Origin of the sequence: Micromonospora sp. NPDC049523 (assembly GCF_040676775.1) — a bacterium.
Taxonomy (GTDB): Bacteria; Actinomycetota; Actinomycetes; order Mycobacteriales; family Micromonosporaceae; genus Micromonospora_G.
In genome coordinates this window covers 1-21,265 of record NZ_JBFAPP010000023.1, presented here as the reverse complement: position 1 = coordinate 21,265, position 21,265 = coordinate 1, and the positions used below count along the sequence as shown (strand labels likewise).

Here is a 21,265-nt window from a genome sequence, read left to right as displayed (position 1 = left end):
GTCGGACCATTGTCACCGGATGCCGGCACGCCGTGCATGACGACAGGCTGGAGTACCGTGTCCGATCCTTATCAACCGCTGTCGACCGCACAGTCCGGTGTCTGGTTCGCCCAGCAACTCGACCCGGACAACCCGGCCTTCAACATCGGCGGCTATCTGGAGATCCACGGGCCGGTCGACATCACCGCCCTGGCCGAGGCGGCCCACCGGTCCCTGGCCGAGACCGAGGCGGCCAGGCTCCGGTTCGGCGACGACGGCGGCGAGCCGATGCAGCGCATCGCGGCCGAACCGCCGCGGCCGCTCACCGTACTGGACCTCGGCGACGAGCCGGATCCGGCCGAAGCGGCACAGCGGTGGATGCGGGCCGACCTCGCCCAGCCGGTCGACCTGTTCACCGACGACCTGGTGGGAAGCGCGCTGCTGACCGTCTCGCCCCGCCTGCACCTGTTCTACCTGCGCTTCCACCACGTCGTGCTGGACGCCTACGCGTTCGCGCTGATCGCCGGGCGGCTGGCGGAGCTGTACGCCGCGTGGACCGACGGACTGACACTGCCACCGGCGACGATCGGATCGCTGCCCACGGTCCGCCGCGACGAGCAGGCGTACCGCGAATCGGCCCGGTTCGCCGACGACCGTGCGTTCTGGCTGGAGCGCTTCGCGGACCGGCCCGAGGTGCTCAGCCTCTCCAGCCGGTCGAACCGCCCGGCCCGCGCCGCACACCACGTGCTGCGCCGCCGGGTCGACCTGCCCACCGCCGACGTCGAGCGGCTGCGCGCCGCCGTCGGCCGCAGCGCCTGGGCCGACACGATCGTGGCCACCGCCGCCGTGTACGTGCACCGGATGACCGGCGCCACCGACGTCGTACTCGGATTCCCGGTCACCGGCCGGTGGGGACGGCTGGCCAAGGCGACACCCGGGATGATGATGACGGTGCTGCCGCTGCGCCTGGAGGTACGGCCGGCGATGTCCTTCGCCGACGTGCTCGCGGCGGCCTCGCGCGAGGTCCGCCAGGTGCTGCGCCACCAGCGCTACCGGCTCGAGGACCTGCGGGCCGACCTCGGCCTGCGCGGCGAGGGCCACCGCCCGTTCGGCCCGTCGGTCAACGTGATGCCGTTCGGTTACCAGGCACCGGTCGCCGGGCACGTCACCGTGGCGCACGTGCTGGAGTCCGGGCCGATCGAGGACATCTCCTTCGACGTCTACGGTGACGCGCACGGCGACGAGCGCCGCGGCCGGGTCCGCATCGACGTGGCCGCCAACCCCACCCTGTACACCGAGGACGACGTCACCGCCCACCACGACCGCTTCGTACGCCTGCTGCTGGAACTGGCGGAGCAGCCCGGCACCATGGTCGGCGACGTCGACCTGCTCGACGACCGGGAGCGGCGCACCGTACTGCGGCAGTGGCAGGGCGCCGTCCGGGACGTACCCGACAGCACGCTCGTCACGCTGCTGGAACGGCAGGCCGCCGCCACCCCGGACGCGGTGGCACTCGTCGGCGCACCGACCGTCGACCCGCACACCTCCCCGGCCGGGGACGACACGCTCACCTACCGGCAACTGCACACCCACGCGAACCGGCTCGCCCACGAGCTGATCGGCCGCGGCGTCGGGCCCGGCGACCTCGTCGTGGTGGCGCTGCCGCGCGGTACGGCACAGGTGGTGGCGCTGCTGGCCGTACTCAAGGCGGGCGCGGCCTACCTGCCGCTGGACGGCTCGTACCCGCCCGACCGGGTGGCCTTCGTGCTGCGCGACGCGAGGCCAGCCGCGCTGCTGGCAGACCAGCGGTCGCTCAGCGGACTGCCGGACACCGGTCCCCGCCCACTGGTGCTGGACGACCCGGCCACCGTGGAGGCAATCCGCCGCCGGCCCGCCGAAAACCCGACCGACGCCGACCGACGCCGCGAGTCGCGCACCGACGACCCGGTGTACGTGCTGTACACCTCGGGCTCCACCGGTCGGCCCAAGGGCGTGCTGGTCGAGCACCGGGCGCTGGTCAACCAACTGCTGTGGACCCACGACCACTTCGGATTCGGTCCCGCCGACCGGGTGCTGGTCAAGACACCGGCGACGTTCGACGTGTCGGTGTGGGAGTACTTCTCACCGCTGCTGGCCGGTGCGACCGCGGTGCTCGCCCGCCCCGACGGGCACCGCGACCCCCGGTACCTGGCCGAGGTCGTACGGGCCGAGCGGGTCACCGTCACCGGGTTCGTACCGTCGATGCTGCGCGAGTTCCTGGACGAGCCGAGCACCGCCTCGTGCGACTCGCTGCGCCTGACCCTGTGCATCGGCGAGGTACTGCCCACCGACCTCGCCGACCGCTACGACGCCGTACTCGGGCCCGGGCTGCACAACCTGTACGGGCCGGTGGAGGTCACCGTCGCCGTCACCGACCACGACTGCGCGGAGCCGTACGACCCGGTGTACGGGGTGCCGATCGGCCGCCCGCTGCACAACACCCGCTGCTACGTGCTCGATCCGGACGGTCGCCCGGTGCCGGTCGGCGTGCAGGGCGAGCTGTACCTGGCCGGCGTCCAGGTGGCCCGCGGCTACCTGCACCGCCCGGCGCTGACCGCCGAGCGGTTCCTGCCCGACCCGTTCGGCCCGCCGGGCAGCCGGATGTACCGTACCGGCGACCGGGCCCGACACCTGGCCGACGGCACGCTCGCCTTCGTCGGACGCAGCGACACCCAGCTGAAGGTACGCGGCCACCGGATCGAGCCCGGCGAGATCGAGGCGTGCCTGGCAACGCATCCGCAGGTGTCGCAGGCCGCAGTCGTCGCGCACACCGCCGGTACGGAGACACGACTGGCCGGGTACGTGGTCCCCGCTCCGGCGGTCCCGCCACCGGACCCCGAGGCGCTGCGGACGCACCTCGCCTCGCGGCTGCCGGCGCCGATGGTCCCGGCCACGATCCAGGTCCTGGCCGAGCTGCCGTTGACCTCCAACGGCAAGCTCGACCGGGCCGCGCTGCCGGTGCCGGACCTCGCCGCGACGGTGACCGGACGGACCCCGCGTACCGATCGGGAGGTGGTGCTCTGCGGGCTGTTCGCCGAGGCACTCGACCTGCCGCTGGTCGGGGTCGACGACAACTTCTTCGACCTCGGTGGACACTCGCTGCGTGCCGCCCGGCTCGCCAAACGGCTGCGTACGGTGGTCGGGGTGGAACTCGACCTGAGGGCGGTCTTCGAACATCCCACGGTCGCCGGGCTGGCCGCGTACCTCGACACCACCACGGCCGCACCGGTATCGGCCGACGGGCCGGACGGCAGACCGACCGCGCTCGACGTCGTGCTGCCGCTGCGCACCGGGGGCGACGGTGTGCCGCTGTTCTGCCTGCCGCCGGTCACCGGGCTGAGCTGGTGCTACTCGGTGCTGCTGCGGCACATCGACGCCGGCCACCCGGTCTACGGGCTGCAGTCGCCCGGCCTGGCCGGTGACACCGTCGTGGCCGACCGGCAGCCGACGTTGCAGGAGATGGCCGAGGGCTTCGCCGACGAGATCGAGACGGTGCGCCCGGACGGGCCGTGTCACCTGCTCGGCTGGTCTCTGGGCGGCCTGCTCGCCTGGGCTACCGCCGTCGAACTGCGCCGCCGGGGGCGCGACGTGCCGTTGCTGGCGCTGCTGGACGCCTACCCGAGCGACCCGGTGCTGCACAGCGTCGAGCACCGGCGGGTGCTGCTCGACGTGGTGCTGTCCGACTTCGGCTACGACCCGGCGATCCTCGACGGGCAGTCGCTCGCCGAGCCCGACGTGGTCGACGTGATCCGGCGGCACCCGGGCGCGCTGGCCGACTGGAACCCGGACCGGATCGCCGGGCTGCTGCGGGTGGCACTGCGTAACATGCGGGCGGCCCGGGCGTACCGGCCCGAGTCGTTCGACGGCGACCTGCTGTTCTTCACCGCCATGCAGAGCCGGCCGGTCAACCTGCAGACGGTCGACGAGTGGCGCCCCTTCGTCCGGGGCGGGATCACCGAGCTGCAGGTGGACTGCCGGCACGAACACATGATGCGTCCGGACGAGGTGGCGACGATCGGGCCGCTGCTCGCCGCCCACCGCCGCGCGCTGCCGGTTCCCGCGCACCGCTGAGCGGGGCGGTACCCGGCGGCAGCGCGGGCGGGGGGCGGTCAGGAGGCGCGCGTACCGTCCCCGACGGTGGCCGGCTCGGTGCTGCGGGCGGCGACGTACTCCATCAGGGTCAGCCCGGCGCGTCCGTGCAGCACGGTGGTCAGGTCGAGGTCCACGGCCGAGGCGATGTCGCGGAAATCCGGGAGCCCGCGTTCGCGTCCACCGACGACGGCGAGCATCTGCAGGTCGAACGGGGACCGGTACGGGACGTACGGCTCGGTGGGCAGCACCTCGACCACCAGCACCCGGCCGTCGTCGCCGGCCGCATCGGCGCACCGGCGCAGGATCGCGCTCGCGTCCCGGTCGTTCCAGTCGGTGAGGGCACGGGAGACCACGTAGACGTCGGCACCGCCGGGCAGCGGGCCGAAGAAGTCCCCGGCGACGATCGTGACCCGCTCGGCCAGACCCTCGGCGGCGAAGCGCCGGGCGGCGGCCTCGGCGGCGATCGGCCGGTCGACGAACGTGCCGCGCAGATGCGAGTGCCGGTGCAGCAGCTCGGCCAGCAGTGCGCCACTGCCACCGCCGACGTCCGCCACGTGCTCCGCGCCGGACCAGTCGTAGAGCTCCGCGACCTGGGGTGCGGTCACGTGCTGCTGGCTCATCATCAGCGCGTCGAAGTAGGCGCGCAGGGCAGGCTCGGCGTCGAGGTCGGCCCAGAAGGTGCGGCCGTGGACCTGCTCGTAGCCGGCGGTGCCGGTGCGCACCGAGTGCAGCAGCCCACGGTAGGCGAGGTCCATCCGGGCACCGAGGCCGTCGAGGTCGAGCCAGTCCCGCTGCCCCGCGGCGCCCCGGTCGCAGAGCAGCCGCCCGACACCGGTCAGGGTGAACACGTCGGGCTCCGGCTCGGACACCACGCCCCGGTGGGCCAGGTACCGCAGCAGCCGGCCCAGCGCGTCGGCGTCCGCGCCGCACGCCGAGGCGAGCGGTTCGAGGGCGGTCACACCCGCGTCGATGTGGTCGGGCACGCGCAGGGTCGCGAGCACCCGCACGGCGTACGGCGTGCACAGGTCGGTCAGCGTGCCGAGCACACGGTCGGCGTCGGTGTCCGTCACCGCCGCCTCGGTCACCGTCCACCGGTATCCCTGCGGGTCGGTGGTGGTGAAGGCGCGGTGTCCGTCGCGGTCCGGCTCCGGCGCCCAGGTCACCGCCGACCCCTCCGCGACCACCCGCCGGTACGCCGTGTCGAGCGCGTCCACCGTGACGAGCAGCGGCACCTGCACCGGCGGTGCCACGGCGTCCCCTGTGGTGGTGCGGCGCAGCAGCAGCGGGGTGCCGTCGAGTTCGAGCTCGGCCTCGCTCACCCGCCCGTCGGTCTCGTGCCAGGTCAGCTGGGTCGCCCCGAACACCCGATGCAGCCAGCCGCTGGCGTGCTCGACGTCGTCGTACTGCAGGCACACAGTGATGGCCACGGGCAGCGACCTCCTCGGGAGAGCCGGCGGTGTCGGTGGATCTACGTGGGTGATGCTGTCAGCGTCGCGAGGTTGCCGTCAATATCATCGCCACCATTGACGGTTCTCGTTCGACCCCTTGGTGTGCCGGTGCGGTTCTGCGATACTCCCGGTCGTGGCACTGGTGCTGATGGTGGTGCACGGCACCGACGGTGACGTGCTGCCCTTCGTCGCGGTCGGGCGGCAACTGCTCGCCCGCGGCCACGACGTGACGATCCTGACCCACGCCTACTACCAGAATGCGGTACGGGCGGCCGGGGCGCGGTTCGTCGCCGTGGACACGCTCGCGCAGTACGAGGAACATCTCGCCGACGCCGCCGTACAGCAGCACTCCCAGGACATCACCGACTTCCGCGAGCACTTCGACCGTACCGGTCTGGCCGACCAGCTCCGGTTCGAGTGCGCGGAGCTGGTCCGCCGGCACCGGCCGGGCAACACGGTGCTGGTCGGCGCACCCCTGACGGCGCAGTCGGTGCTCGTCGCCGGGGAGGTGACCGGCGCCCCGGTGGTGTGCCTGGCACAGTCGCCGTTCCAGCTCATGAAGCTTCCCGGCGTCGCGTGGCTGTACGAACAGGTGCTCGCCGACCGGATCGACGCGGCGCGTGCCGTACACGGCCTCGGTCCGGTGCGGGACTGGACGGCGTGGATGTGGTCGGCCGACGCCTACGTCGGGCTGTGGCCGGACTGGTTCGACCAGGCCGGTGATCCGGCACCAGCCGGCACGCTGCTGACCGGCTTCGTACTCGGCGACGACAACCAGCCGGTACGGCTGCCGGCGCAGGCGGAGGAACTGCTGCGCGCCGACGTCCCGCCGCTGCTGGTGACCGGCGGCACCGGCCGGCTGTTGCAGCCGGACTTCTACCGGTGCGCGACGGCGGCGCTGGCCCAGTTGGGCCACCCCGCGCTGCTCGTGGTGCGCCACCGGGACCTGGTGCCCGAGGTGCTGCCGCCCGGCACGCACTGGTTCCCCCACCTGCCGTTCCGGGCGCTGGTGTCGCGGGTCGCCGCCGTCGTCCACCACGGCGGGATCGGTACGGTCGCACGGGCGCTCGCCGCCCGTACACCCCAGGTGTTGCTGGCCGACGGGATGGACCGGCCGGACAACGCGGCCCGGCTCGCGGCGTCGGGCCTCGGACGGGCGTTGGCGCACGGACGGTGGACGCCCACGGCGGTGGCGCAGGAGGTGCGTGCGGTCCTGGATCGCCCACCCGTGCCGCCACCACCCGCGGGCGACGGTGCGGTCCGCGCGGCCGAAGCGGTGGAGACAGTGCTGACCGGCTCGTTCACCAGGTGACGCCGGGCCGCTCGTTCACCAGGTGACGGGGAACTCCGAGATGCCGCAGTTGATCCGCTCCGGACGCCACGGGAGTTCGTCGATCGGGACCGCCGGTGCCAGGTTCGGGAACCGGCGCAGCAGCGATCCGATGGCGATCTCCACTTCGAGCCGGCCGAGGGCGGCGCCGAGGCAGAAGTGCGGTCCGTGGCCGAACGTGAGGTGCGGGTTGACCGGGCGGGTGATGTCGAACTCGTCGGCCCGCTCGAACGCGGCGGTGTCGCGGTTGGCCGCCCACGGCACGGCCATCACCGCGTCGCGGGCACAGATGTCGACCCCGGCGAGGGTCACGTCCTGCACCGCGGTCTGCACCAGGAACATCGGACTCACCGAGGTGTAGCGCAGGATCTCCTCGACCGCCGGGCCGATCAGCGCCGGGTCGGCGCGCAGCCGCTCCAACTGCTCCGGGTGCTGGAACAGGGCCCGCATCCCGGCGCTGATCGAGTTGATCTCGCGTCCGCCGATGAGCACCGCCACGGCCAGGCCGATGATCTCCTCGTCGCTGAGTTCGTCGCCGTCCTGCGCCGCCAGCCAGGCCGAGAGCAGGTCGTCGCCGGGTTCGGTCCGCTTCCGCTCAAGCTGCTCGGTCAGGTACGCCCGCAGGTCCGCGACCGAGCGCGCCGCGTCGGGCGAACCGTAGGCGGTGATGGAGTTGATGTCGGCGACCCAGGCGTCGAACCGGTCCACGTCGGTGCTCGGCACACCGAGGACCTCGTAGACGACCAGCGCCGGCAGCGGCGCCACCAGCCCGCTGATCAGGTCGCCGGGCGGGCCGGCCGCCTCCATCGCGTCGAGGAGGTCGTCGGCGATCTGCTGCACCCGCGGCCGGTAGGACTCGATCCGCCGGGCGGTGAACGCGCGGGCGGCGAGGCGGCGCAGCGACGTGTGCGCCTGGCCGTTCATCCCCAGCTCTCGCACCTTCGGCTGGACCGGGCAGCCACCGGCGGCGGCCCCGTCCGGTTCCTCGGCCTGCCCCGCGTGCCGGGTGAAGTCGGCGTCGGAGAGCACCGTGCAGACCTCGTCGTAGCCGAGGACCAGCCACGTCGCCCGGCCGTCGGGCAGCCGGACCCGGCTCACCGGGTGGTCCGTCACCATCTGCAGCAGTTCGGGGGGCAGGTCGCCGCGAAAGACCTCGAAGGGGTACGGCCGCAGTGTGTCGTCCGTGGTCATCGGTCACCCGCCTCGGTGGCATGTGCTGGGCACGGCACCTCGCACCGGCACAGCATACGGCAGTGATCGTCGAGAGTGGATGGTTCATGCCGCTGCTTCTCCCCGCACGAGGACGCGTGCTACGGCACCGGTACGGCCCGCCAGCGCCACCCGTCGTCGGACAGGTAGAGCTGGTGGTCGTCCCGGTAGAGGTAGTGGCTCTGGTCGATGGTCTGGGGCAGCGGGTCCAACGTGGGCAGTTTCACGAGCCCGGTCATCTTCCGAGGGGTGTACGCGGTCCCGTCGGCACTGCCGAGGAAGTCGAACGACCCGTACTCGGGTGTGGCGCCGCGCTGTGCCAGCAGGACGTGGGTGCCGTCGGCGGCGACGAAGGACCGCTCGGCGAGCAGGGGACGCTGACTCAACGGACCCTCGGGGCTGCTGCGCTGCCAGTTCGCGGCACCGTCGGTGCTGCGGTACACCCGCGCCGGCTGACCGAGGACGGAGAACAGGACGTACGCGGTCCGACCGTCCGCCGTGGCGAGGTTGGGCAGGTACATCGTGGGCGGCGTCCCCTCGTTCGGCGGCGCGGGCTCGGCGGCGAAGACGTGGGTCTGCCACGTCCGGCCCCGGTCCCGGCTCACCGCCAGGGCAGGCCGATTGCTGGCCATGTCGTAGCCGCTCACCCACAGGCCGATCCCCGGGGGCGTTCCGGCCAGCTGGAAGTTCCTCAACGGCGGCTGGCTGGCCAGCGGCGCGAGCTGCTTCCGTACGGGATCGATCGCGCAAAGACGGTATTGACCGGTCCATCCGGGAGAAGCGGCGATGACGCTGCTGTCACTCGGCGCCTCGGCCACCAGGGTCTCGGTCGTGGCGAGGTCGGCCCAGGTGACTCCGCCATCGGTGCTGATCTGCCGCCGCTGCTGGGGCACCGGCAGCTGGCCGCGTTGCCCGTCCGCCGCCTCCGGCGACGCTTCGAGTGGGCTGGGTGAGTTGGCTATCAGGGTCGTCGCGTCGATCACGGTGATCGGCGAGAGGGCCGCGGTGATGGGCAGGCTCGTGTCGGCGATGGTGTACCGCAGCCACCAGGTGCGGCCCGCGTCGGTCGAGGCCAACAGCCGGCCCTCGCATCCGAAGTAGCAGTCCGCGACGAGCGCGTAGAGGTGCTCCGGATCCGCTGCGCCGCTCCACCAGACATAGGGTTCGCCCGAGGTGGGGGCGGACGCGCGCGGCGTCACCGGGGTCCCGAGCGGGCCGGTCACGCGGGTCGTGGCGGCGGTTGTCGGTGCCCTGTCGGCGGACGGCCCGATGACGTACCCGGTCACACCCAGGACAAGAGCGACGCTGAGCGCGCCGCCGACGGCCGTGACCGCGTGATGCCGGGCGCGGATCCGGTCGGCCCGCCGCCGTACGGCGCTGAACTCCGGCTGCCGGGCGGCCCGTCCCGCCTCGTCACGCAGCCCGTGGTAATCCGGTTCAGGCATGGTCGTATTCCTTTCTGGTGGCTGCCGTTTCGTCCGACGGGTCAGCGGCGGGTCCGTCCGACCATGTGACGGTGGGTCCGTCCGACCTGCTGACGGCGGGTCCGTCCGACCTGGTGACGGTGCGTTGGTTGACGGTGGGTTCGTCCGCGAGATGGCGGGCGAGGGTGGACCGGCCCCGGGACAGCCGGGCCTTGACGGTGCCCACCGGCACACCGAGGGCGGCGGCGACCTCCGCCACGGTCAGGTCGGCCAGGTGATGCAGCACCACCGCTTCGCGGGTCGGCCGGTTGAGCTTCTTCAGGGCATTGACCAGCGCGATCCGATCCGGCGACAGCCCCGGTACGCTTTCCGCCGGACCGTCGACCCGACCGGCGCGGACCAGCCGGTCGAACACCCAGCGGCGCCGGAAACGGGACCGGGCCACGTTCATCGCCACGGTCCGCAGCCAGACCTCCGGCTCCCGGACCTCGAGGAACCGCGCCGGCCGGACGAGCGCCCGGGCGTACGCCTCCTGCACCACGTCCTGCGCCTCGGGCAGGTCGCCGGTCAGGCCGTACAACTGGCCGACCAGGCGGTGGTAGTAGGCCGTGTACGCCTGGGAAATCGCGGTAACGCCATCCATGTCCGCTCCCTGTCGGCAGTGTCATCAGAGGGACCGGCGCCGCGGCGGTTCGGTTGCACTCCATCGTCCCGCCGCCCACCGCGGTCCGGTCCGGCTCGTCGACAACCTGCGTCCACCTGCTTGGGACGCTACGGACGTCGGTTCTCCGTCGGGGGCTGCGGCAGCGCGCGGGCGACCACGCTCAGGGGATCGGCCAGCAGTTCGGCGAAGCCGAGTTCGGCGGCGCCCACCAGGGTGGCATCGTCACCGAGGGCCGAGACGCGCAGCCGTACCCGTTCCCGGGCGACCGGCAGCACGTTAGTCGCGATGCGGGCGCGTACCTGGGCGGCGACACCGGGATAGAGGTCGCGTAGCATCCCGCCGAAGATCACCACGCCGGGGTTGAAGAGGTTGATGAGGTTCGCCACCCCGATGCCGAGCCAGTCGGCGATCCGGTGCACCGCGTCCCGGGCCACCGGGTCGCCACGATCGGCGTCGTCCACGACCGCCCGCACCGCGTCACGGCCGAACAGGTCGGCGGGTCGGTGCGCGGCATCGAGCAGCGCCCGCTCGCCGACCTCCGCCTCCAGACAACCCCGCGAGCCGCACCCGCAGGGCCGGCCGTCGTACGGGTTCACCATCATGTGGCCGAGCTCGCAGCCGTACCCGCCGTCGCCGTCCAGCAGCTTGCTGCCGACGATGATCCCGCCGCCCACACCGACGTCCCCGTGTAGGTAGACCACGTTCTGGAAGCCGAGACCCGCCCCGCGCTGCTGCTCGGCCTGTGCGCCGAGGTGGGCCTCGTTGCCGACCGCCACCGGCAGCCCGAGCCCGAGCCGGTGACCGAGTTCGGCGCCGAACGCCTGGTCGACCCAGCCCATGTCCGGTCCGAAGCGGACCATGCCGTCGCCGGGCCGGATCATCCCGCAGTACGACGCGCTCACGCCGACGCACACCGAGTCCGGTGGCGCCGCCCGGTGCAGTTGGCGACCCATCCGGACGAGTGCGTCGACCACGCGGTCGAGGTCGGCGCCGGCCCGCGGGCGGACCGTCTGCCGGCGGTCCAGCATGGTGCCGCCCAGCCCGACCCGCGCGGCGACCAGCCGGTCCACGGCGACGTCGAAGGCGAGTACGTACACCCGGTCGGACTCGGGACGGACCACCAGCGACGGTCGACCCGCCCGACCGGTGTCCACGGACGGCTCCTCGCGGACCAGACCCGCCGCGGTGAGCTCCGCCGTCAGCGCCATGATCGTGCTGCGGTTCACGCCCATCCGCTCGGCCAGCACCGTACGGGAGACCGAGCCGGCCAGGTGTACGTGCCGGAGCAGCATGCCGAGGTTGCGGCGACGGGTCCGCTCCTGAATCGACCCGGCCCCCGGCGGCGTCCGGGTTCCCAGCATTCAGGAGACGTTACGCGATGGGCACCCGCCCGGTCACGCTCTCCCGCCGTCGGTCCGTGATCGCCGGGCCGTTCCACCACGGGCTCGGCATGGCGCGACGGTCCGGCGACAGCCTGAGACGCACGTCACATCCGAACGAGAACCGGGAGCGGCACCCCTGTCGTCTAGCCCGGTGTGAGAGGACGTGACAAGGGGATGGTGGGCACCGACAAGACGGCGCCGACGACGTACGCCTGGCCGGTCCGCGCCCAGGAGCTGCGGCTGCGGGCCGGGCGGCACACCGCCGTCGACGGGCTCGATCTCGCGCTGGGCACCGGCGTACACGGGCTGCTCGGCCCCAACGGCGCCGGCAAGACGACGCTGATCCGGGCGCTCGCCACCGTACTGCCGCCGGTGTCCGGTCAGTTGGAGATCATTGGCCAGCCCGTCCACGGCGGCGGGGACCTGCGGCCGGTACGGCGCGCACTCGGGTACCTGCCGCAGGACTTCGGCTACTACCGCCGGTTCACCGTCCGGGAGTTCGTCGAGTACGTGGCGTGGCTGAAGGAGATGCCGCCGGGCGCCGTACCGGGCGCCGTGCAACGGGCGATCGACCGGGTCGGCCTGACCTCGCGGGCCGGCAGCAAGATGCGGACGCTCTCCGGCGGCATGCTGCGCCGGGTCGGCATCGCCCAGGCGATCGTGAGCGACCCGACCGTCCTGCTGTTGGACGAGCCCACCGTGGGTCTCGACCCGGAGCAGCGGATGGGCGTCCGGGCGATGCTGCGCGACCTCGGCCGGGACAGTTGCGTGGTGGTGGCCACGCACGTGGTGGAGGACGTGGCGGCGGTCTGCACCGACGTGGTGCTGCTCGACCAGGGCCGGCTCGTCTTCCAGGGTGTACCCGCCGACCTCGCGGCTGCGGCCGCCACGGACCCGCGGGCCAATGGCGACAGTGAGATCGAACGCGGCTACTCGGTGCTGATGCGGCACCACCGCGAACAGGGAGGACGACAGTGACCCGCAGGATCGTCGAAATCGAACTGCGGCGCTCCGCCGCGCTCTGGATCGGTGTGCTCGCCGCCGCCGTCGGCTGGGTGATGACGGCCGACGCGGAGCGCTGGGACGGGCTCTGGATGACGACGGTGCTGGTGCACCACAACATCCAGTGGGCGATCTGGCCGCTGGCCCTGGCGGCCGGCGCCTGGCAGGGTCGGCGCGACCGGGCCGCGGGCATGACGGAGTTGCTGACGTCGACCCCGCGTCCCGGCGCCGGTCGGATGGCTCCCCTGGCGGTGGTCGTCGCCGGATGCCTGGCCGGCGGCTACGCGCTCAGCCTGCTCGACGGGCTCGCCCGCGCGATGCTGGCCGCCTCGTACCAGCCTCCCGGTTGGTACTGGCCGATCCTGGTCGGCGCGCTGGGTGTCACCGCGGCCGCGGTGCTCGGGCTCGGGCTGGGCCAACTGATGCCGTCCCGGCTGACCGCACCGCTGCTGGCCGTCGGTGCGCTCGTCGCGATCGCCGTCCCGCAGTTGCTCTGGGAGGACACCGGTGCCCGGGCGCTGCTGCTGATCCCCGGCTATCTCGGTCCCACCGACGACTACTCCGCCGTGGCGTGGCGCAGCGTCGCCGGGCAGACGGCGTGGTTCGTCGCGCTCGCGGCCACCGGCTGGGCGCTGCTGGTCACCGGTACGCGCCGCAGGCGGCTGCTCGCCGTACTGCCGGCCGCCCTCGGCCTGGCTCTCGCCGTGTCTGTGCTGCCGGCCGTCGACCGTGCGGCACCACGTGACCCGCTCGCCGTCGAACTGGTCTGCGCCGACGGGACACCACGGGTGTGCGTCACCCGACTGTACGAACCGGTCCTGCCGCAGCTCGTCGAGCCGGCTCGACGGGCCCTGGCCACCCTCGGCCGGCTCCCCCAGCCGCCGACCGCCCTGGTGCAGGAAACCGGCCAGTACGGCACCCCCGTCGAACAGCGCCGCGACACCGTCCACCTGAGCCTGACGGTGCTCGGCGACGGGACGATCAGCACCGGGGCTGGCTCGACCGAGGAGGGCATCCTCGACGGTGCCGGCACCTGGAAGTGCGGCGCGGCCGACGACGACGCCGACGCGTGGAACCGCATCGACGCCGCCCGTGCCGCCGCCGGACTTTGGTTGCAGGGCGCGACCGCCGCACCGGAGGTCCTGTGGACACCGGTTCGCGAGCTGGCCGACCAGGCGCTGGTCACCCTGGGAACGTTGCCCGTGGAGGTACAGGTGGCTCGGGTGGCCGCCATGCGGGACGCCGCCCTGCAGTGCCGGCCGGACCTGTACGACGTACTGACCACCACCACCTGACGGCCACGCCGGCCCGCCGGGGAGCCGTGTCCACCGTCAAGACGCACCTCGCCGCCGCGCAGGCGAAGCTCGGTGTACGCAACCGGGTCGAGGTCGCATCCTGGGCCTGGCGCTCCGGGCTGGTCGACGACGAGTAGTCGTACGGATTCTCGGCGCGGGATGCCGCGAAGCCGGCGAAATCGACCGACGTCAGCTCCCGGACAGATCGAAACCTCGCCGGACACGCGTTCCCGAGCAATCGCCACGAGATGGATCAGCTGCGACAATCGGCGAATGGATGACAGCGACCGAGCCTCCGCCCGCGCCTCATCGAGTGCGGACTTTCTGGAATTCAACTTCTCCCTGAAGGGAGATGGTTCGCCCTGGTCGGTGGAGCAGTCGATGACCCAACTGCTCGCGCACGAGAGCGCGGAGGGGTTCGCGTTGTCCCTGGCCGTCTCGGTGCAGGAGGACGCCAGGGTAATCCACGAGTTGGGCCGGCGGCGGACGCCGACGGCCTTGGCGGCACTGCGCGGCTTCCAGGCGATGAGCACGATCGACACCCAACGCGAACTCGCCCGGATGAATGCCGACCGCATCGTCCAAGAGGGAATACCGGAGCCGCCCTGGACGTCCACCATCGGCCGGGTACGGGTGGATCGCTGCTGGTGGGCGCACGACCAGTTCGACGAGACCGCAATCGTGCTCTTCGCGTTCTCCTATGACGGAAACGACGAGCACGCCATCCTGGCCATGATCGACCGTACCGTCGGCGACGGTTTGTTCCGGGAACTGACGCTCAGCATGCACCTGGATTCGTTGCTGGAGGTGCTCCAGTACGCCGAAAAGGGCGACGAGGGCTTCGTCAGCGAGCCACTCGACCCCGCATTCGGCCGGCGGCTGCTCGAAGAGGCGATCGCCACCTCGGACGAGTTGACCGAGGACCGGGAGTACAAGCCCAAGCCGGTGCCGGCGGCGTACCGGAAGATGCGGGCGCTGACCCTGGCCCGGGCCCGTGCGTTGAGCGATGTCGCCGCGCCACCGGAGCCGTTTCCCAGCAGCGTGGAGATCGAGCTGCTGAAGCGGACATTCCTGGCCTCTGGCGCCGCGGCCGGGCTCCCCGCGGACGACACGACGACCCAGGCGGTCGACCTACTCGTCACGCAGTTCACCGACGAGGCCGGCTGTCACCCGGTTCGCATCGGCCCACGCCTGGTCCTGGCGGTGCTCGGCCTACCCGCGCTCGCTCCCGAGCACATCGACGACCCGGAGGTGGCGCGGATCCTTCCCGACGTCGCCGAGGCGTGGGTCTCCTGGACTGCGACGGAACGCGGTCTGCCCGACGACGCCGTCGAACGTCTCGAACAAGCCACGAAAGAAGCCTGTGCGCACCTGCGTGCCGGCGAGCCCGAGGGACACGAGACGACCTGACGACTGTCCGGTATGTCGGAACGTCAGCCGGTATCGCAGGCTCCGACGCCGCGAGAACGGCGAGCGTCGCGGCCTGGTGACCGGACGAATGCGGACTGCGCAAGGCGGAGCATTTGTGTACGCGGCAGTAATCCAGCAGGGTATAGGCAGGTGCAGGCGACGCTCCGGAACTTGGACGTCGCCTTTCGCGCGTGGGTACTTGGGAGGGTCAGCCGGTGTTCAGTCGTATCGCCATCGTCAACCGTGGTGAGGCCGCCATGCGGCTCATTCATGCCGTCCGGGATCTTTCGGCGGAAACCGGGACGCGAATCGAGACGGTCGCCCTCTACACCGACGCCGACCGAAACGCGACCTTCGTCCGTGAGGCCGACAGCGCCTATCTGCTCGGCCCCGCCTCGGCCCGCCCGTACCTGGACCACGCCGTCCTGGAGCGAGCGCTGGTCGAGACCGGTGCCGACGCCGCGTGGGTCGGCTGGGGGTTCGTCGCCGAGGACCCGGCGTTCGCCGAGCTCTGCGAGAAGATCGGCGTCACCTTCGTCGGGCCGAGCGCGGAGGCGATGCGCAAGCTGGGTGACAAGATCGGCGCGAAGCTGATGGCCGAGGAGGTCGGCGTACCGGTCGCACCGTGGAGCCGCGGCGAGGTCGCGACGCTCGAGGACGCGTTGCGCGCCGGCACCGAGGTGGGCTACCCGCTGATGCTCAAGGCGACCGCTGGCGGAGGCGGACGGGGCATCCGCATGGTCGCCTCGGACGCGGACCTGGCCGACGCCTACGAACGCACCCGGCAGGAGGCGCTGCGCGCCTTCGGCTCCGGCGTGGTCTTCCTGGAGCGCCTGGTCACCGGTGCCCGGCACGTCGAGGTCCAGGTGATCGCGGACGGGCAGGGCACCGCGTGGGCGCTGGGCGTACGCGACTGCTCGGTGCAGCGCCGAAACCAGAAGATCATCGAGGAGTCCGCCTCCCCGGTCCTCGCCCCGGAGCAGGCCGCTGAGCTGAAGGCGTCGGCCGAACGGCTCGCCGTGGCGGTCGGCTACCAGGGCGCGTGCACCGTCGAGTTCCTCTACCACCCCGGCGAGAAGCTGTTCGCCTTCCTCGAGGTCAACACCCGGCTGCAGGTCGAGCACCCGATCACCGAGATCACCACCGGCACCGACCTGGTTCGGCTGCAGCTGCACGTGGCGAACGGCGGCAGGCTGGAGGGCTCCCGGCCGGCCGAGGCCGGCCATGCCGTCGAGGCCCGGCTGAACGCCGAGGACCCGGACCGGGACTTCGCCCCCTCGCCCGGCCGCATCGCGCGGCTGGTGCTTCCCGCCGGTCCCGGCATCCGGGTCGACACGGGTGTCAGCGAGGGCGACAACATCCCGGCCGACTTCGACTCGATGATCGCGAAGATCATCGCGTACGGCCGCGACCGCGAACAGGCGCTGGCCCGACTGCGCCGGGCGATGGCCGAGACCACGGTGATCATCGAGGGTGGGGTCACCAACAAGAGCTTCGTGCTCGACCTGCTCGACCAGCCCGAGGTGATCGACGCGAGCGCCGACACCGGCTGGATCGACCGGGTACGCGCCGAGGGCCGCCTGGTCAGCCACCGGAACTCCGCGATCGCCCTGGCCGCGGCCGCTATCGAGGCCTACCAGGACGAAGAGGAGGTCAGCCGCCAGCGGCTGCTGTCCACCGCGCACGGCGGACGCCCGCAGGTGCAGCACGAGAGCGTCCGCCCGCTGGACCTCAAGCTCCGTGGCGTCGGCTACCGGGTGAGCGTCGCCCGCGTCGGCCAGAAGCGTTTCCGCGTCGGCATCTCCGGCGGCGGCGACGTACACCCCGCCGACGTCGAAATCGAGCGCTTCGACGAGCACAGCGGGCGGATCGTGGTCAACGGACACCGCTTCCGGCTGGTGTCGGCCACGCACGGTCCGATCCACCTGGTCGAGGTCGACGGCGCCACCCACCGGATCAGTCGCGACGAGGGCGGTGTCGTCCGTTCACCCGCGCCCGCGCTGGTCGTGGCCACACCGTTGGCGGTCGGTGACGAGGTCGACCTGGGCGCGCCGATCCTCGTGCTGGAGAGCATGAAGATGGAGACGGTGCTGCGGGCGCCGTTCCGCGCCCGGGTACGCGAGTGCCCGGTGACGGTGGGCAGCCAGGTCGAGACCGGTACGCCGCTGATGCGGCTGGAGCCTCTCGCCGACGAGGGTGCCGAAGAGGAGACCTCGGGCGCGGGTGAGACCGTCGAGATCGACCTACCCTCGGAGCGGGCGGACGTCTCCGCGGCCGAGCGGGTCGACCGCGGCCTGCAGGACCTGCGCAGCCTGCTGCTGGGCTTCGACGTAGACCCGCAGGACCGCAAGCGTGTGCTGTCCGGGTACCTGGCCGCACGGGCCGAACTCGGTGGCCGGCCCCTGCCGGGTGAGCTGGACCTGCTGACGGTGTTCGCCGACCTGTCGGAGTTGAGCCGCAACAAACCGGGCGGTGAGCTCGAGGTCGAGCCGGGCAGCCCGGTACACAGCCCGCGCGAGTACTTCCACAGCTACCTGCAGAGCCTGGACGTCGAACGTGCCGGTGTCACCGAGGACTTCCAGACCAAGCTGAAGCAGGTGCTCGGACACTACGGCGTCGCCGACCTGGACCGTACGCCGGAGCTGGAGGCCGCGGTCTTCCGGATCTTCCTGGCGCAACAGCGGATGTCGACCCACGTCGCGGTCGTGTCGGAACTGCTGAAGCAGTGGCTGGCCGGCGCACCGCCGGTCGAGTCGCTCAGCGAGCGCGCCGGGCTCACCCTGGAGCACCTGGTCGCGGCCACCCAGGTACGTTTCCCCGCGGTGTCGGACCTGGCCCGCGGTGTCGTGTTCCGCTGGTTCGCACAGCCGCTGCTGCGCCGCAACCGCGCCAAGGTCTACGCCGCCGTACGCGACGAGCTGCGCTACCTGGACCGCAACCCGGACGCCCCGGACCGGCCCGAGCGGATCCAGGCGATGGTCGCCAGCGCCGAACCGCTGGTCCGGTTGATCGGTCAGCGGATCGGCCGACCCGGACGGGACCACGCACCGCTGCTGGAGGTGCTGACCCGCCGCTACTACGGCAACCGAGGATTGTCCGGGATCTCCGTACGGGAGACCGCCGGCTGCCGGTTCGTCACCGCGGAGCACACCGATTCGGGCGGCGTCGTACGGGTGGTCACCACCGCGGTCGACATCGCCGCCCTGCCCGACGCCATCGGCGCCCTCGGCGGCTTCGCGGCCGGCACCGCCGAACAGGGACTGGAAGCCGACCTCTACGTCACCTGGGAGGACCAGCCGGACGCCGACACGATGGCGGTGCGGCTCGAGCAGATCCTCGCCGAGTCCCCGCAGCCCACGGGCGTACGGCGGATCACCACCACCGTCGCCGGGACCAGCGGCGCGGTCATGCACCACCACTTCACCTTCCGGCCCGACGGCGCCGGCTTCGCCGAGGACCGGCTGATCCGCGGCCTGCACCCGCAGATCGCGCAGCGCCTGCAACTGCACCGGCTGCGCGAGTTCGACCTCACCCGGCTGCCCTCCGCGGACGAGGAAATCTACCTGTTCAAGGCCGTCGCGCGCAGCAACCCGGCCGACGAGCGGCTGGTCGTCATGGGCCAGGTCCGCGACCTGACACCGCTGCGCGAGGCCGACGGCAGGCTGGTCGCACTGCCGGCGGTGGAGGACGCGATCACCGCGGGCCTGGACGCGATCCGCAACATCCAGGCACAGCGACCGCAGAACAAGCGGTTCGACACCAACCGGATGATGATGTACGTCTGGCCGGCGACCGAACTGACCGCCGAAGAGCTGAACACGCTGGTCCAGCGCATCCTGCCGACCTCGATGGGCGCGGGGCTGGAGGAGGTCCAGTTCATCGCCCGCCAGCGCACCGCCGCCGGTGAACTGACCGAGGTCGCCGTACGGATCACGCTCGACCCCGGCCACGGCGCACGTCTGCACGTCGGCGAACCGTCGACGGAGCCGGTGCAGCCGCTGGACGACTACCGGCAGAAGGTGCTGCGTGCGGCGCGGCGCGGCAACACCTACCCGTACGAGCTGACCGGGCTGCTCGCCGGACGCGACGGCGCCTTCGTCGAACACGACCTCGACGCGAACGGCACGCTCGTGCCGGTCGACCGGCCGAGGGGTAAGAACTCCGCGGCGATCGTGGCCGGTGTCGTCACCACGCCGACCGAGCGGCACCCCGAAGGCGTCACGCGGGTCGTCCTGCTCGGCGACCCGACAAAGGCGCTGGGCGCGCTGTCGGAGCCGGAGTGCTCGCGGGTGATCGCCGCGCTCGACCTCGCCGAGCAGCTGCGGGTTCCGGTGGAGTGGTTCGCCCTGTCCGCAGGCGCGCGGATCTCCATGTCCTCCGGCACCGAGAACATGGACTGGGTCGCCGCTGCGCTCAAGCGGATCGTCACGTTCACCCAGGACGGCGGCGAAATCAACATCGTGGTCGCCGGGATCACCGTCGGCGCCCAGCCGTACTGGAACGCCGAGGCGACGATGCTCATGCACACCAAGGGCATCCTGGTGATGACGCCGGACTCGGCGATGGTGCTCACCGGCAAGCAGTCGCTGGACTTCTCCGGGGGCGTGTCGGCCGAGGACAACTTCGGCATCGGCGGCTACGACCGGGTCATGGGGCCGAACGGCCAGGCGCAGTACTGGGCGCCGAACCTGCCGGCCGCCCGCGACGTACTGATGGCCCACTACGACCACACGTACGTCGTACCCGGCGAGACGACGCCCCGGAAGGCGGACACCTCCGACCCGGTCGACCGCAGCGTGTCCGAGTTCCCGCACACGGCCACGGGCAGCGACTTCACCACCGTCGGCCAGATCTTCTCCACGCAGCACAACCCCGACCGCAAGAAGCCTTTCGACATCCGTACGGTGATGCGCGCGCTCTCCGACCAGGACCACCCGGTGTTGGAACGCTGGGCGGGCATGGCCGACGCCGACACCTCGGCGGTGCAGGACGTGCACATCGGCGGCTGGCCGGTCTGCCTGATCGGGATCGAGTCACGGCCGGTGCCTCGGCGCGGCTTCCCGCCCACGGACGGGCCGGACACCTACACCGCGGGCACCCTGTTCCCGGGGTCGTCGAAGAAGACCGCGCGGGCGATCAACTCGGCGTCTGGCAACCGGCCGCTGGTCGTACTGGCGAACCTGTCCGGCTTCGACGGCTCCCCGGAGTCGATGCGCAAGCTCCAGTTGGAGTACGGCGCCGAGATCGGCCGGGCAATCGTCAACTTCGACGGCCCGATCGTGTTCTGCGTGATTTCCCGCTATCACGGTGGCGCGTTCGTGGTGTTCTCCAAGGCGCTCAACCCGAACATGACCGTACTGGCGCTGGAAGGCTCGTTCGCCTCGGTGCTCGGTGGTGCCCCGGCAGCGGCGGTGGTGTTCTCCGGTGAGGTGAACAACCGGACCGCCAACGATCCGCGGGTCACGGAACTGCAGGCGCGGGTCCTGGCCGCCACCGGTGCCGAGCGGGCGTCGTTGAACGCCCAGCTCGCCGAGGTGCAGTCCGCTGTCCGGGCGGAGAAGCTCGGCGAGGTCGCCGCGGAGTTCGACCGCGTACACAGCATCCAGCGTGCGGTTGAGGTCGGCTCGGTGGACGCCATCATCAGTGCTGCGGAGTTGCGGCCTCGCATCATCGAGGCCATCGAGGCCGGCATCAACCGCTGACGACCAAACCGTCGGCGTACGGCGAAACCACGAGTACGACAAAGCCACGACCTGCCCCGACCGGATGACTTGTCAGCCCACCCAGGGTCGATCACGTCACCGGTCGGGGTGAGGGCGGGCCACCTGCCAGCGAGGACCTGAAGGACGACCCGGTGCCTCGGCTCGGGTGAAGGCCGCTCGGATCATGGGTGGATAAACAAGTTAGGGCCACCCCGAAGGGTGGCCCTAACTAATAAGAAGTCCGGCGGCGTCCTACTCTCCCACACCCTCCCGAGTGCAGTACCATCGG

General features: G+C 71.9%; 12 protein-coding genes. 7 read left to right on the top strand and 5 right to left on the bottom strand.

Translation table 11 applies throughout. The features are described from left to right. Positions 1-57: 57 nt before the first annotated feature. Positions 58-4,089 (top strand): amino acid adenylation domain-containing protein, encoded by a 4,032-nt coding sequence (locus AB0J90_RS28765; protein ID WP_363601094.1) that lies wholly within the window; start codon positions 58-60, stop codon positions 4,087-4,089. Between the two features lie 38 nt (positions 4,090-4,127). Here the strand turns inward: AB0J90_RS28765 and AB0J90_RS28760 are convergent, their stop codons facing one another. Further along, positions 4,128-5,537: a methyltransferase gene (locus AB0J90_RS28760; RefSeq protein ID WP_363601092.1), complete on the bottom strand. Its 1,410-nt coding sequence runs from the start codon at positions 5,535-5,537 to the stop codon at positions 4,128-4,130. A gap of 154 nt (positions 5,538-5,691) precedes the next feature. On the opposite strand from AB0J90_RS28760, the gene AB0J90_RS28755 reads away from it, so the two are divergent. Continuing rightward, positions 5,692-6,870 carry a nucleotide disphospho-sugar-binding domain-containing protein gene (locus tag AB0J90_RS28755; RefSeq protein WP_363601090.1) on the top strand — a complete coding sequence of 393 codons (1,179 nt, stop codon included), beginning with the start codon at positions 5,692-5,694 and terminating at the stop codon, positions 6,868-6,870. Between the two features lie 15 nt (positions 6,871-6,885). Here the strand turns inward: AB0J90_RS28755 and AB0J90_RS28750 are convergent, their stop codons facing one another. From AB0J90_RS28750 to AB0J90_RS28735, 4 genes are all read right to left on the bottom strand, one after another. Then, a complete protein-coding gene (locus AB0J90_RS28750) occupies positions 6,886-8,079 on the bottom strand; it encodes a cytochrome P450 (RefSeq protein ID WP_363601088.1) in 1,194 nt (397 codons plus the stop codon). Between the two features lie 119 nt (positions 8,080-8,198). Further along, positions 8,199-9,542, bottom strand: a complete 1,344-nt coding sequence (locus tag AB0J90_RS28745) for a hypothetical protein (RefSeq protein ID WP_363601086.1) — start codon at positions 9,540-9,542, stop codon at positions 8,199-8,201. Continuing rightward, on the bottom strand, positions 9,535-10,164 hold the full coding sequence (locus AB0J90_RS28740; RefSeq protein WP_363601084.1) for a SigE family RNA polymerase sigma factor: 630 nt from the start codon (positions 10,162-10,164) through the stop codon (positions 9,535-9,537). The genes AB0J90_RS28745 and AB0J90_RS28740 overlap by 8 nt, the downstream gene beginning before the upstream one ends. Before the next feature lie 128 nt (positions 10,165-10,292). After that, positions 10,293-11,546, bottom strand: a complete 1,254-nt coding sequence (locus AB0J90_RS28735) for an ROK family transcriptional regulator (protein WP_363601082.1) — start codon at positions 11,544-11,546, stop codon at positions 10,293-10,295. Positions 11,547-11,741: 195 nt separating this feature from the next. Here AB0J90_RS28735 and AB0J90_RS28730 point away from each other — a divergent pair, with 195 nt between their 5' ends. The 5 genes from AB0J90_RS28730 to AB0J90_RS28710 all read left to right on the top strand — a co-directional run bounded on the left by AB0J90_RS28730 (position 11,742) and on the right by AB0J90_RS28710 (position 20,976). Beyond that, positions 11,742-12,545, top strand: a complete 804-nt coding sequence (locus AB0J90_RS28730) for an ATP-binding cassette domain-containing protein (RefSeq protein WP_363601080.1) — start codon at positions 11,742-11,744, stop codon at positions 12,543-12,545. Further along, positions 12,542-13,864: a hypothetical protein gene (locus AB0J90_RS28725; protein ID WP_363601078.1), complete on the top strand. Its 1,323-nt coding sequence runs from the start codon at positions 12,542-12,544 to the stop codon at positions 13,862-13,864. The genes AB0J90_RS28730 and AB0J90_RS28725 overlap by 4 nt, the downstream gene beginning before the upstream one ends. 26 nt (positions 13,865-13,890) lie before the next feature. Next, a complete protein-coding gene (locus AB0J90_RS28720; protein ID WP_363601076.1) occupies positions 13,891-14,001 on the top strand; it encodes a LuxR C-terminal-related transcriptional regulator in 111 nt (36 codons plus the stop codon). Between the two features lie 136 nt (positions 14,002-14,137). Continuing rightward, entirely contained in the window at positions 14,138-15,274 is a 1,137-nt protein-coding gene (locus AB0J90_RS28715; RefSeq protein ID WP_363601074.1) for a hypothetical protein, read from the top strand. 215 nt (positions 15,275-15,489) lie between these two features. After that, entirely contained in the window at positions 15,490-20,976 is a 5,487-nt protein-coding gene (locus tag AB0J90_RS28710) for a biotin carboxylase N-terminal domain-containing protein (protein ID WP_363601072.1), read from the top strand. Positions 20,977-21,265: the final 289 nt, after the last annotated feature.

Coding starts and splice junctions, on each gene's coding strand:
- AB0J90_RS28750 (WP_363601088.1), bottom strand. CDS start 8,079: ATGACCACGGACGACACACTGCGGCCGTACCCCTTCGAGGTCTTTCGC.
- AB0J90_RS28745 (WP_363601086.1), bottom strand. CDS start 9,542: ATGCCTGAACCGGATTACCACGGGCTGCGTGACGAGGCGGGACGGGCC.
- AB0J90_RS28740 (WP_363601084.1), bottom strand. CDS start 10,164: ATGGATGGCGTTACCGCGATTTCCCAGGCGTACACGGCCTACTACCAC.
- AB0J90_RS28735 (WP_363601082.1), bottom strand. CDS start 11,546: ATGCTGGGAACCCGGACGCCGCCGGGGGCCGGGTCGATTCAGGAGCGG.
- AB0J90_RS28730 (WP_363601080.1), top strand. CDS start 11,742: ATGGTGGGCACCGACAAGACGGCGCCGACGACGTACGCCTGGCCGGTC.
- AB0J90_RS28715 (WP_363601074.1), top strand. CDS start 14,138: ATGGATGACAGCGACCGAGCCTCCGCCCGCGCCTCATCGAGTGCGGAC.